At 42.4% G+C, this 13,715-nt stretch carries 12 protein-coding genes; 10 read left to right on the forward strand and 2 right to left on the reverse strand.

All coding sequences use genetic code 11. From position 1 onward, the window contains the following. Positions 1–17 precede the first annotated feature (17 nt). From IGK14_RS07525 to IGK14_RS07550, 6 genes are all read left to right on the forward strand, one after another. Positions 18–713, forward strand: a complete 696-nt coding sequence (locus IGK14_RS07525; protein ID WP_010748203.1) for a tRNA (adenine(22)-N(1))-methyltransferase — start codon at positions 18–20, stop codon at positions 711–713. Continuing rightward, positions 710–1,828, forward strand: a complete 1,119-nt coding sequence (locus IGK14_RS07530) for a Nif3-like dinuclear metal center hexameric protein (RefSeq protein ID WP_010748204.1) — start codon at positions 710–712, stop codon at positions 1,826–1,828. The genes IGK14_RS07525 and IGK14_RS07530 overlap by 4 nt, the downstream gene beginning before the upstream one ends. Before the next feature lie 11 nt (positions 1,829–1,839). Next, positions 1,840–3,072, forward strand: coding sequence for a peptidase T (gene pepT / locus IGK14_RS07535; protein WP_010748205.1), 1,233 nt, complete (start codon positions 1,840–1,842; stop codon positions 3,070–3,072). Between the two features lie 99 nt (positions 3,073–3,171). Beyond that, positions 3,172–4,080: a diacylglycerol/lipid kinase family protein gene (locus IGK14_RS07540; protein WP_010748206.1), complete on the forward strand. Its 909-nt coding sequence runs from the start codon at positions 3,172–3,174 to the stop codon at positions 4,078–4,080. Positions 4,081–4,113: 33 nt separating this feature from the next. Next, positions 4,114–4,386 carry a DUF1294 domain-containing protein gene (locus tag IGK14_RS07545; RefSeq protein WP_010748207.1) on the forward strand — a complete coding sequence of 91 codons (273 nt, stop codon included), beginning with the start codon at positions 4,114–4,116 and terminating at the stop codon, positions 4,384–4,386. Positions 4,387–4,413: 27 nt separating this feature from the next. Beyond that, positions 4,414–5,445, forward strand: a complete 1,032-nt coding sequence (locus tag IGK14_RS07550; protein ID WP_010748208.1) for a lysylphosphatidylglycerol synthase transmembrane domain-containing protein — start codon at positions 4,414–4,416, stop codon at positions 5,443–5,445. Positions 5,446–5,483: 38 nt separating this feature from the next. Here IGK14_RS07550 and IGK14_RS07555 read toward each other — a convergent pair whose 3' ends face one another. Continuing rightward, positions 5,484–7,010, reverse strand: a complete 1,527-nt coding sequence (locus tag IGK14_RS07555) for an ABC-F family ATP-binding cassette domain-containing protein (RefSeq protein ID WP_010748209.1) — start codon at positions 7,008–7,010, stop codon at positions 5,484–5,486. A gap of 309 nt (positions 7,011–7,319) precedes the next feature. Here IGK14_RS07555 and clpB point away from each other — a divergent pair, with 309 nt between their 5' ends. The 4 genes from clpB (at position 7,320) to lepB (ending at position 13,314) form a co-directional block, all read left to right on the forward strand. Then, positions 7,320–9,923: an ATP-dependent chaperone ClpB gene (clpB, locus tag IGK14_RS07560; RefSeq protein WP_010748210.1), complete on the forward strand. Its 2,604-nt coding sequence runs from the start codon at positions 7,320–7,322 to the stop codon at positions 9,921–9,923. 163 nt (positions 9,924–10,086) lie between these two features. Further along, the gene (locus IGK14_RS07565) at positions 10,087–11,628 is read left to right on the forward strand and encodes an ABC transporter permease/substrate-binding protein (RefSeq protein ID WP_010748212.1); all 1,542 of its coding nucleotides are present in this window, start codon (positions 10,087–10,089) and stop codon (positions 11,626–11,628) included. After that, a complete protein-coding gene (locus tag IGK14_RS07570) occupies positions 11,625–12,578 on the forward strand; it encodes an ABC transporter ATP-binding protein (protein WP_010748213.1) in 954 nt (317 codons plus the stop codon). Before IGK14_RS07565 ends, IGK14_RS07570 begins: the two co-directional genes overlap by 4 nt. 166 nt (positions 12,579–12,744) lie before the next feature. Continuing rightward, complete coding sequence (gene lepB, locus IGK14_RS07575) at positions 12,745–13,314, forward strand: signal peptidase I (protein WP_010748214.1); 570 nt, start codon at positions 12,745–12,747, stop codon at positions 13,312–13,314. A gap of 61 nt (positions 13,315–13,375) precedes the next feature. Here lepB and IGK14_RS07580 read toward each other — a convergent pair whose 3' ends face one another. Then, a complete protein-coding gene (locus IGK14_RS07580; protein WP_005226019.1) occupies positions 13,376–13,561 on the reverse strand; it encodes a hypothetical protein in 186 nt (61 codons plus the stop codon). Between the last annotated feature and the right edge of the window lie 154 nt (positions 13,562–13,715).

The following is a 13,715-nucleotide window of genomic DNA, read 5'->3' on the forward strand; positions in this document are numbered from 1 at the left end:
AAAGAAGGAGTGACAATATGAACGAACATGCATTATCGGATCGTTTGGCTTGCGTGGGCGAACAAATTCCCGACCAAGCACGTATCGCCGACATCGGCTCCGACCATGCTTATTTACCTGTGGCATTGATGCTGCAGAACAAAATCACTTATGCTGTAGCTGGAGAAGTCGTTCAAGGACCTTATGATTCTGCCAGTAAACAAGTACGTAAAAACGGGCTAACAGAGAAGATCGTGGTGCGCTTAGCAGACGGATTGGACGCTATTCAGCCAGCAGATAAGATCGACACGGTTGTTGTTGCTGGAATGGGGGGGACTTTGATTCGCTCTATTTTAGAAGAAGGCAGCAGAAAAAATCGCTTAGCGGGGGTCAAACGTTTGGTCTTACAACCGAATGTTGGCGAAAGGACTTTGCGGGAATGGCTCGTTGATCACAATTTTACGATCATTCATGAAGTGCTGTTAGAAGAAAATGACAAAAATTACGAAATCATCGTTGCGGAAACTGGAAAAGCGACGTACACGCCCCAGCAATTATTTTTTGGTCCCTTTTTATTAAAAGAAAAAAATCCAGTTTTTTATAAAAAATGGCAGCATGAATTGAAGCAGCGTCAACGAGTGGTCAAAGAGTTAGAGAAAGCCAAAGAACCACCTGCTGAGAAAATGAATGAATTGAAAGAACAAATCGAATGGATCAAGGAGGTACTGGCATGATTTCTGGTCAAGAATTTATCAAACGCTTTGAAGCATATTGCCCATTATGGTTGGCAGAAGAAGGCGATCCTGTTGGTCTGCATGTTGGTACATTAAACAAACCCCTCGAGCGAGTCATGATGACCCTTGATGTCCGTCCAGAAGTGGTAACCGAAGCCATCGAGAAAAAGATCGACTTGATCATCGCGAAACATCCACCGATCTTTCGCCCTTTGAACCGCTTGCTGACCGATGATCCGCAACAAAAGATGTTGATGGATCTCGTCAAGCATGATATCGCCGTTTACGCCGCCCACACCAATATGGATATTATTGAAGACGGTTTGAACGATTGGTTTTGTGAACTGCTAGAAGTTGAACCAGATACGTACTTGAAGCAAACCCATCAAGTAAAAATGAAGAAACTAGCTGTATTTACACCTGTTGAATCGGCACCAGCATTGCGAAAGGTATTAGGAAAAGCTGGTGCTGGTCAGCAAGGCAATTACCAAAACACCAGCTATTCATTGATTGGCACCGGTCGCTTTACACCACAGCAAGCGGCGCATCCTGCCATCGGTGAGATCGGAAAAGAAGAACAGGTGCAAGAAGCGAAAATCGAAGTCATTTTTCCAGAAACGATCGAGAAAAAGGTCCTTTCGGCAATGATCGCTGCTCATCCTTACGAAGAGCCAGCTTATGATCTGTATGCCTTAGACAATTTGCCGAAGACCTATGGAATCGGACGGGTTGGCAATCTCGCTAAGCCTCTTACCCTTGATCAGTTTGTCGCACGTGTCAAAGAGCGCTTTGGTTTGTCTGCTTTACGCCTCGTCAGCTTTCCTGGTGCACCTGAAAAAATTCAGCGAATCGCCATTTGCGGTGGCAGTGGCCAATCGTTTTATTCGGATGCCTTACGCCATCAAGCGGATGTGTACATCACTGGCGATATCAGTTACCATTTCGCCCATGACATGCAAGCCAATGGGTTGATTGGGATCGATCCAGGGCATAACATAGAAAAGGAATGTATTCCTCGGTTTATTGAGAAATTCAACCAGTGGAAAGCAGAAGAGAACTGGGCTGTGACCTTTGTTCCTTCCACCACTTCAACAAATCCATTTGACTATAGATAGGAGAATCTTTTATGTACGAAAATTTATTGCCTCGCTTTTTAAAATATGTTAAAACAGAAACTCGCTCGGATGCGACAAGTACGACAACCCCTTCCACCCAAACACAGGTCGCGTTTGCTAAAGAACTGCAAAAAGAACTAGAAGAATTAGGATTAAGCGATGTTCACTACAATGAATCCAATGGTTTCGTGATCGCAACATTACCAAGTAATGTCGAACATGACGTGCGCTCCATCGGTTTTATCGCCCATATGGATACCGCCGATTTTAATGCAGAAAATGTTGATCCGCAGATCATCGAAAATTACGATGGCGAATCGACCATTAAATTAGATAAAGAAGGAAAATACACATTAAACACAAAAGATTTTCCGAATTTAAAAAATTATGCTGGCGAAACCTTGATCACTACTGATGGTTCCACTTTATTAGGTTCTGATGATAAGTCAGGTATTGCAGAAATCATGACAGCCATGGAAATTTTACTGAAAAACCCAACGATCAAGCATGGGGAAATCAAAGTCGCATTTGGCCCTGATGAAGAAATTGGTGTTGGTGCCGATAAATTCGATGTGGAAGATTTCAATGTTGATTTTGCCTATACAATGGATGGCGGTCCAGTAGGAGAATTGCAATACGAAACCTTCAATGCGGCGCAAGCTGAAATTACGATCCAAGGAAAGAATGTCCACCCTGGAACTGCTAAAGACACCATGATCAACGCCTTGCAACTAGCAGTCGATTTTCAAAATGCGCTACCTGCTGATGAAGTTCCTGAGAAAACCGAAGGGACAGAAGGGTTCTTCCATTTGATGAGCCTTAGTGGTTCAGTAGAAGAAGCGAAAATGGCATACATTATTCGAGATCATGACCGGAGTCATTTCGAAGAAAGAAAAGCACAATTATTAGCGGTTCAAGAAAGCTTGAATGCTCGCTTTGATGAACCACGAGTGCACGTTCATCTATATGATCAATACTACAACATGAAAGAAATCATCGAAAAAGATATGAGCATCATTGATTTAGCGAAAGATGCGATGAAAGCAGTTGGAATCACACCGATGACAGAACCTGTCCGTGGTGGTACGGATGGCTCGAAAATCTCCTATCTAGGGATTCCAACCCCGAATATCTTTGCTGGTGGAGAAAATATGCATGGACGTTATGAGTTCGTCTCACTACAATCAATGATGAAAGCGACCGATGTGATCGTGAAAATCGCCGAACTGAATGCGCAAGCATAGCAGCAGCTTCTTCATTGAAAGAAAAGAATAACTTTAGGGCTGGGAACTCTTCACGCAGGTCTTGCGTAAGGCCCGGCCTTTTATTAGGATGTGAATAGTATGAAAATTCTCGTATTATACAACGATACAGCGGGGAAAAGTGAAGCAAAAGAAACAGCAGAAAAATTCCAAGCCTATGTGAACGAACAAGGCGATGAGCATCAAGTGTTTTTACAAGCATCAAATCCCGATGTTGACCCTGAGGATGTTAAAGAGGCAGCCAAGAAACATGCGGTCGATACGATTGTTATTATTGGTGGGGATGGAACGATCCATCATGGGCTGCAAACATTCAAAGAAAAGCTGGATGAGCTGAAGATCGGGATCATTCCTGGAGGAACGGTAAATAACTTCGCTCGAATGTTAGGTATTCCAGTCAAGCCAGAAGAAGCGTTTGAGAATATTTTAACAGGGGTTGAACGTCCGATCGATTATGGGATGGTCAATGATCAAGTAATGATCTCGACGATGACCATTGGTCTTTTAGCAGATACTGCAGCAGCAACTTCCCAAGAAGAAAAACAACAGTACGGTCCGTTGGCGTTTATGAAACGGTTCATTCATCTGTTGATCAAAAAGAAACAATACAAATTGGAAGTCATCGCTGACGAACGGAAATGGCAGGGGAAAAGTCAATTACTGACGATCGTCATGTCGAATTCAGCAGGTGGGTTTAAGAACTTTGATGAAGAAGCAAAACCTGACGATGGCTTGTTCCATGTTATTCTTTTGCCAAAATTGAACATTTTACGGTTTATTTTGTATTTGCCAAGAATTATTCGTGGTAGAATTGCCAAAGTACCAAGTGTTGAATATTTCACTGCCGCAAAGGTCTCGATCAAGGCGAAAGAAAAAACGGTTCATACTCGGACCGACGGCGATCCAACGGATGATCTGCCAATCGAGATGAAAGTCATCAAGCACGGGTTGACGATGTTGGTACCTGAAGAAGCACAAGAATCAAAATAATGGTCCCTACGATCAATCATATGGAGGAAATGGATGGATGCACTGATTTACAATCCATTGTGGTTTTATTTAATTGCAGTCAATCTTTATCTTTTCTGTCTGATGGGTTATGATAAATATCAGGCAGTAAAACAAGGTTGGCGGGTTCCCGAAGCAAATCTCCTTTTTATGGGGGCGATTGGCGGCGGATTAGGCGGTTTGATCGCGCAACGCGTGTTTCGCCATAAAACAAGAAAGAAGAAGTTTTATTTCTTTTTTGCTTTCGGCACCGTTTTTGCTATCCTGCTGATGGTCTTTTTTGCATAAATTCGGTTTAACAAGCAAGGAGTTAATATGAAAACTAAAGTGAAGTTCGCCCTTAATTTACTTTTATTAGTAGGCATTCTGGGTGTGATGTATTTTTTTGTCCGTAACTCGATGATGGAAATTTTAGCGGGGCTAAGAGAGACCAGCTTTCTCGTCGTTTTACTGGTTATGGGGCTTGGCACATTGTACCTAGTGATTGAAGGACGAACGGTCAAAGAGATTGCTGTGAATTTCCAACCGGAATTCACCACCAAGGCGGGGTTTCTAACCGTCTGTTACAGTGGGTTTTATCGGATCGTGACGTTTGGCGCGGGCACCTTGATCTCAGAGGTGAATTTTTATCGTAAAAATGGCTTGCAGTTGTCACAAGGGGTTGGGGTCACCACCTTACACATGGTGATGTATAAGTTTGCCATATTGACTTATGCGATCGCTGGGTTGATCATTCAATTCTCGTTATTCTATGACAATGCGCCGAATATGATTTGGGTGATATTGGCGGGGATCGTACTCGTCTTTTTGATCATAGCCGCTTTATTGGCACTTTCTGTCAGTATCAACATTCAAGTCTTTTTTGTGATTGTCAGCAATAAGCTATTCAAAAGTGCAACGTTAAGAGGGATCGTTGACAAATGCAACACCCAGATCTATTCTTTGCGAGAAACGGTCAATGCAATCATTACCGACCGGACCGCTTTCTTACGCATCTACCTTTGGAATCTTTTGAAGATGCTGCCTTGGTACGTGATCCCTTATGTGATTCTTGTCGTGCAGCACCCAGAGATCGATTTCTTGTTGACGTTATCCTTCATCAGCTTTGCCGTCGTCTTGTCCGGAGTGATTCCAACACCGGCAGGGATCGGTTCCTTTGAATTTATTTATATGCTGCTTTTTGGTCCATTAGTCGGCACAGTCGATGCAGCATCTTCTATGCTGCTGTATCGCTTAGCGACATTCATTTGGCCCTTCATTATTGGCTTTGCATATGTAATGAAAGAAAAGCGCAAAGACATTAGCCAAGAGCTGACAGAGCTTAGAAAAGAAAAAGTGGAAAGTTAAAAAAACGCTTATCTTCGAGTAGAGGATAAGCGTTTTTTTTAGTCTTTCAAATCAATGATCCGATCAACAAAGGATTCATAGAATTCAGCTTCATGGGAAACGATCAGAACGGTTCCGGGAAAAGCTGCCAGGGTTTCTTCCAAATTGTTTTTCGTGTCTTGATCGATATGGTTGGTCGGTTCATCAAGAATCAAAAAGTTGCTTTTGATCAACATCATTTCAGCTAACTTCACTTTTGTCTGCTCGCCACCACTTAATAATTTCAATTCCTCTTGAGCAAGCTGGCTAGGTAATCCCGCACGAGAAAGTTGTCGTCGCAATTCTTTATTGGTTGCCTTTGGGAAAAGATCCTCGAGGTATTGCAGAGGCGTCTGTAATGGATACTCCCAGTCAAGATCTTGAGAAAAGTAATTAAACTTTGTATGCTGTGGGTAAGAAACGGTTCCTTCAATTGCAGGGATCACACCAAGTATTGTTTTGATCAACGTCGATTTACCGATCCCATTAAATCCCCGAATCGCAATTTTTTCGCCATAGCGGATCGTTAGGTTGATTGGCGATAGTAAAGGCTTTTGGTCATAACCGATCACTAGATTGGTCGTCTCTAATGCCAAGGTCGTAACGATCGGTGCCAAATCAAATCCTAGATGCGGTTTAGGGACATCTTGGGGTGGGGTCAAACGTTCGATTTTTGCCAATTGTTTTTCACGACTCTTTGCCATTGTTGAACGAGAACCAGCTTTGTATTTACGGATATAGCTTTCGGTTTTCTTGATATGCTCTTGTTGTGCTTCGTATTGCTTCATATAACTTTCATTTTGCAGCGTTTTTAGCTTTAATGCTTTGTCTAAATTCCCCGTATACTTAGAAAGCTTGCCAAATTCGATATCAATGATATGGGTCGTGATTTCATTCAAGAATTGACGATCATGAGAAACGACTAAGTAGGTACCAGTAAAGTCCTGTAAAAACTCAACCAGCCATTTGATATGCTCATCATCTAAGTGGTTGGTTGGTTCATCTAAAATCAGCATGTCGGGTTTTTCTAGCAGCATTTTTGCTAAGATCAATTTTGAGCGTTGACCACCACTTAAGGAAGCAAGGGGGGTATCCATGCCGAGAACCGAAATACCTAATCCTTCTGCTAAATCATCGATCAATGTATCCATTTGGTAGAAATTCCCTTGATCCAATTGATTTTGCAATTCGCCGGCTTTTTCTAAAAGCTTATCGTCAAGACTTTCGCCATAAGCAGTATAAAGATCTGCGATCTGTTGTTCTTTTTCGAAGTCTTCTGCAAAGGCAGAGCGCAAAAAATCACGGATCGATTGCGTTTCATCAACATTGACATATTGATCCAAATAGCCCATTTTCAAATTTTTCGGAAATTGAACAAAGCCATCGTCTGGGAGAATTTCTCCTGTAATGATTTTGATTAAAGTACTTTTGCCGGCGCCGTTCCGTCCAATCAACCCGACTTTTTCCCCACGGTTGATTTGAACGGAAACATCTTCGTAAAGCAATTTGTCGCCAAATTGTTGGCTAATATTTGTTAATGTTAACATCGTTTCCTCCATATAAAAAAGCTGTAAACAGTAGACGTTACAGCTAAGTAGATAATCTTACTGAATAACTATCGCCAAAGAGCGATCAAAAGGATCAGGAAAATCGATTGTTCCTGACCAATCAGGACCTAGCATACCATTGCGGCTTCCTATCTGTCAATTTTCATGAAAGAATACTGAAAAAAATCTTGATCTTCGAGGGAAATCTTTTGACCATTACTGACCAATATTGTATAATACAAGAGTAGAAAAAAGGATGCTGCTTGCAGCGTACTAATTTTTCTGACTACCATTTTGGGAGGGAAAAGTATGAACCCAGAAAAAATGACGACTACATTACAGAGTGCTATCGCGGAAGCACAGCAGATTGCCATGACGCGTCACCACCAAGAAATCGATATTCCGCATTTATGGAAGATTTTATTGCAAGCCAATCAATTCGGCCGCAATTTTTATACGGATACAGGCCTTGATGTCGATGCATTTGAAAAGGAAGTCGACCAGCTACTAGATGAACTGCCTTCGGTTGAAGGAGGAAATGTTCGTTATGGTCAATCCATGAGTCAAAATCTGTTTCATCTTTTGTCTGAGGCAGATCAATTAAAAAATGAATTTCAAGACGAGTATCTTTCCACAGAAATCGTCCTTTATGCGTTGATGAAATTGAAAAATCATCCATTGACGGTGTATTTAAAGAAACAAGGAATCACCGCGAAAGAAATCAAGCAAACGATCGAAACATTAAGAGGAGGGGATCGTGTGACCTCACAAAATCAAGAAGAACAATACAAAGCATTAGAAAAATACGGCGTTGACTTGGTCCAACAAGTCCGCAGCGGAAAAATGGACCCCATTATCGGACGAGACGAAGAAATTCGCGACGTGATTCGCATCCTTTCTCGGAAAACAAAAAACAATCCCGTTTTGATTGGTGAACCGGGGGTTGGTAAAACAGCCATTGTTGAAGGATTGGCTCAACGGATCGTGCGAAAAGACGTCCCAGAAAACCTAAAAGACAAAACGATCTTTTCTCTGGATATGGGTGCCTTGATCGCAGGTGCCAAGTTCCGAGGTGAATTTGAAGAGCGTTTGAAAGCCGTCTTACAAGAAGTGAAAAAAGCCGATGGACGGATTATTCTCTTTATTGATGAGATCCACAATATTGTAGGTGCTGGTAAGACGGAAGGCAGCATGGATGCTGGAAACTTACTAAAACCAATGCTGGCACGGGGAGAATTGCATACGATTGGCGCAACCACCCTTGATGAATACCGTCAATACATGGAAAAGGACAAAGCCTTGGAACGTCGTTTCCAAAAAGTGCTGGTACAGGAACCAACCGTTCAAGATACGATTTCGATTTTACGTGGCTTGAAAGAACGGTTCGAGATCCATCATGGCGTCAATATCCATGACAATGCGCTTGTTGCTGCTGCGACCTTATCTGATCGGTATATCACGGACCGCTTTTTACCAGACAAAGCCATCGATTTGATCGACGAAGCAAGTGCCACGATTCGGGTAGAAATGAATTCGATGCCTACCGAGCTCGATCAGGTCACTCGACGTTTGATGCAATTGGAGATCGAAGAAGCCGCACTGAAAAAAGAATCCGATGATGCATCGAAAAAACGTTTAGGCATTTTACAAGAAGAATTGGCGGAATTGCGTGAAGAAGTCAATACCATGAAAATGCAGTGGGAAACGGAAAAAGAAGAAGTCAATGCAGTTTCCAATAAACGGGCAGAGATCGATAAAGCCAAGCATGAGTTGGAAGATGCTGAAAATAACTATGATTTGGAACGGGCAGCTGTTCTTCGTCATGGGACGATTCCCCAACTGGAAAAAGAACTCGCTGAATTAGAAGAAAAAAACCAAGACGAAGGCATTCGGATGGTTCAAGAGTCAGTGACAGAAAATGAGATCGCCTTAGTCGTGGGCCGCTTGACAGGAATCCCTGTTGCGAAATTAGTGGAGGGCGAACGAGAAAAACTTTTGAAATTAAATGAGACCTTGCATCAACGAGTGATTGGACAAGACGAGGCAGTCGATGCCGTGAGTGATGCAGTCATTCGTTCCCGAGCTGGTCTTCAAGATCCAAATCGACCATTAGGTTCCTTCTTGTTCTTAGGACCGACCGGTGTCGGTAAGACCGAATTAGCGAAAGCGTTAGCGGTCAACCTCTTTGACTCTGAAGAGCATATGGTTCGGATCGATATGAGCGAATACATGGAAAAACATTCGGTGTCTCGTTTGGTCGGTGCCCCTCCAGGCTATGTTGGATTTGAAGAAGGCGGACAATTGACCGAAGCCGTTCGACGCAATCCATACACGATCGTCTTATTGGATGAGATCGAAAAAGCCCATCCAGATGTCTTCAATATCTTATTGCAAGTGCTTGATGATGGCCGTTTGACAGACTCAAAAGGACGCGTCGTTGATTTCAAAAATACCGTCTTGATCATGACTAGCAACATCGGCTCTCAAGTCTTGCTAGATGGCGTGACTGCAGAAGGGACGATCCCAGAAACTGTCGCAGAAACTGTCCGTAATCTCTTGAGAGGTCATTTCAAACCAGAATTCTTAAATCGAATCGACGATACGATTTTATTCACACCGCTTAGTCTAAGCGATGTGACAGGCATCGTCGACAAGATCATCGCACAGCTTTCACAACGACTGGAAGTCCAAGATATACTGTTGACGATCACTGAAGAAGCCAAACGCTGGATCGCTGAAAGTGCTTATGAGCCAGCATATGGTGCGCGACCTCTCCGTCGGTTTATCACAAGAGAAGTCGAAACCCCATTGGCAAAAGAAATCGTTGCTGGCAGAGTCTTACCAAAGACCCAAGTCACGATCGAATTATTGAACGATCAGCTGGTTTTTGAAAATACGCCAATGACCGAGTAATAAAAAGAGAACAAATAAATACAAAACGATGGTTGCCATTTCATTGGCAGCCATCGTTTTTTTGTCTCTCAACATATGACAAAAAAGTTCTCCTTGCTTGTTGTTTGGAGGAAATTCGCACTTCGATTATACTGTTCTTATGGAGTAGGAGAGGAATGAAAAGATGAATACTTTTTTTGAAACGTTGAATGAGCGAAAAGGGGAATTGCTGACAGCTGTCTTTGAACATTTGTCATTGTCGATCATTGCGCTGCTCGTGGCGATCGTTATTGCTGTTCCTTTAGCTATTTGGCTGGTTAATCATAAACGGGCAGCGGAAGTCGGCCTACAAATAACGAGTGTGTTACAGACGATTCCATCACTGGCACTGTTAGGTTTATTGATTCCATTCGTGGGGATCGGAACGCCACCTGCATTGATCGCATTAGTTATTTATGCGTTATTGCCGATCTTTCAAAATACCTATATTGGCCTTTCGGAGATCGATCCATCAATCGAAGAAGCTGCTGCGGCATTTGGTATGTCTCGGATGCGCCGATTGATCAAAGTCGAATTGCCGATTGCTTTGCCTGTCATAATTTCTGGGATTCGCACGGCGCTGGTCTTGATCATCGGAACAGCGACCTTAGCCGCTTTGATTGGCGCTGGCGGGTTAGGTTCCTTTATTTTGTTAGGGATCGATCGAAATGCGCCTGAGTTAACGTTGATTGGTGCGATCGGGTCTGCCTTGTTGGCGATTGTTTTCAGTACCCTGATTCGTTACCTGCAACATTTAAAACCGCGCTATACCTTGATCACGTTGGCAGCAATCATCTTGCTGATTGGTGGGGTTTCCTTCTCACAAAGCGGATTTTTTGCTCCCAAAACCATTACGATCGCAGGGAAACTAGGATCTGAACCAGATATCTTGATCAACATGTACAAAGAATTGATTGAACAAGAAGACCCTGATGCCCAAGTTGAACTAGAGCCAAATTTTGGAAAAACCTCTTTCTTATTCAGCGCATTGGACAATGGTCAAGTTGATATATATCCAGAGTTTACTGGTACCGTCTTGGAGAGTTTAGTTGAGGTACCAGAAGAGCTTGCGAGTCAAAACCTTGACTCCGACGAAACCTATACCGAAGCAGTCAATCTATTGAAGGATCAGTTTGAGATGACCTTGCTTCAGCCGATGGCGTATCAAAATACCTATGCGTTGGCTGTCAAAAAAGAATTTGCTGAGGAAAATGGACTAACCACGATCTCTGATTTGAAGAAAATCGAAAATCAAATCAAAGCTGGCTTCACTCTCGAATTCATTGATCGGACGGACGGATATGCGGGGATCCAAGAACTTTATGGGCTAGATTTTCCAAGTGTCCAAAGTATGGAACCAGCATTGCGTTACCAAGCCATCAATAATGGCGATATCAATCTACTGGATGCCTATTCCACGGACAGTGAATTGCGTCAATATGGCTTAGTTATTCTAGAAGACGATCAGGAACTATTTCCACCTTATCAAGGAGCGCCTTTGATGAAAGAAGCCTTTGCCAAGGAACATCCAGAAGTCGTCCGTGCATTAGAAAAGTTGGCAGGGAAAATCACCGAAGAACAAATGAGTGAAATGAATTATCAGGTCAATGTCGAAGGAAAAAATCCAGCAGAAGTCGCACGTACCTTCCTGATAGACGAAGGATTAATTAAGGAGGGACAAGAATGACACCAATTATTGAATTTAAAAACGTCAGTAAAAAGTTTGATCAAAAACTAGTGATCGATCAATTAGATCTGAGTATCAATAAAGGAGAAATCTTTGTTTTGGTCGGTCCTTCTGGGAGTGGGAAAACGACGACTTTGAAGATGATCAACGCGTTGTCAGAACCAACGGATGGCGATATCTACTTCAAAGAAAAACGGATCAAAGAATACAATATCCAAAAAATGCGTTGGCAAATGGGGTATGTTCTCCAACAAATCGCCCTGTTTCCGACAATGGATGTGAAACAAAATATCGAAGTGATCCCAGAGATGTTAGGTTGGTCGAAAAAAGATCGCTCAGAAGCCGTGGATCGTTTGCTGACACAGGTCAAACTTGACCCAGAGCAATACCGCCATCGAATGCCTAAAGAGTTGTCAGGAGGAGAGCAGCAGCGCATCGGGATTTTAAGAGCGTTAGCTGCTAACCCAGAAATTATTCTGATGGACGAACCCTTTAGTGCTCTTGATCCAATTTCTCGTAATTCCTTACAGGAGCTAGTCCTTGATTTGCACCAAGAGCTTGGGACAACGATCATTTTTGTCACTCATAATATGAAAGAAGCGGTAAAACTAGGTACGCGCATTGCTGTCATGAATCAAGGGAAGATCGTTCAATGCGATACACCAGAAGTCATCGTTTCACAACCGAAGACCGCTTTTGTGAAAAGCTTCTTTGAAGAAACCGGGGAAGACGAAGCAAAACTGGTCACAGCAGGAGATTTGATACGGATGAACTTTTTCAGCAATGACATCAATCAAGCTGACCCGAAAATTGCAGCATCTACGCCATTAAATGAGTTGTATACTTTATTTGCGAGTCATGAGACGGTGGTGATCGAAGAAAATCACCAACTGATAGGGAGTCTACGTCGAAAAGATGTGTTTGCTTTCTTGAGTCGTGATCGAACGTAAACGATTCTTTTCTCAACGAGAAATATCATAAATTTTTTAAAATCGATGATTTCTCTTGCTCAAAGCAAAAATTCCACGTAAGATTGAGGAAGATATCTTTTGTCAAAATGGCAGAACAAGCTGTCGCTGATGACAAAAGATGCATTAAAGGAGCGAAAGAGCAGCTATGGTAAAAATTCTCAAAGAAAATTGGTTACTGCTTTTCTTTATCGTCGCCGTGGTTCTCATCCGTCTGTTTGTCCTGACCCCTGTTCAAGTCAGTGGCCATTCTATGGACCCGACGTTGGCAGATAAACAGCGTTTGATTGCATCAAAAATCTCCTCCTATGACCGACAAGACATCGTGATATGTGTTGAACCAGATGATCCAAGTAAAATCGCTGTCAAGCGGTTGATTGGTTTACCCGGTGATACCATCGAGATGAAAGATGATGTCCTAACGATCAATGGAGAAGTATACGAAGAACCCTATTTAGATGAGTTTAAAGAGAAATTTGCAGACGATCAATTACAAGACGAATATTCTTATCGCGAAATGTTTCAGCAAATCGCCGCTGGTGCGGAACAGTTTACGGAAGATTTCTCAGTAACGGTGCCTGATGGCAGCTATTTTGTGATGGGAGACAATCGTTTGATCTCTAGAGACAGTCGCAGTTTCGGGGTTGTAACGGAAGATCAAATGGAAGGGAAAGTGCTGCTGCGCTTTTGGCCATTGAATCAAATCAAACTATTTTAATCAAAAGAAAAAACATTCTTGCCAGTGCAGCGAAAACGATCGCAACTGGCAAGAATGTTTTTTAGATGACCCAAGCGACAAATGCAACCATAGAAAAGAACATTGTCCAAACCGCAATAATAGCTGATGCAATAAAAATAATTTTGATTGATAAAGGTTGGACAAATTTTCGGGCATCTTTAGAGAACGCATAGGTGATCGATGAAAAAATCAAGCAGCATAAAATAAAAAACACTGTTAGAACCATAAGCCTCTCCTTTACTGACGCAATGTCAAATGAATAATGTAATTATAACAGACCATGGTTTTTTGGGGAAATAAAAATGATTAAACGAGGGAATTTTCTTGTAGTTGTAACCGTTTTATAGGGAAGTGTAAGAAAGGTCAAACCTTGATAGACA

It is taken from the genome of Enterococcus sp. DIV0970a, from assembly GCF_051711265.1.
GTDB classification, from domain to species: domain Bacteria; phylum Bacillota; class Bacilli; order Lactobacillales; family Enterococcaceae; genus Enterococcus_D; species Enterococcus_D casseliflavus.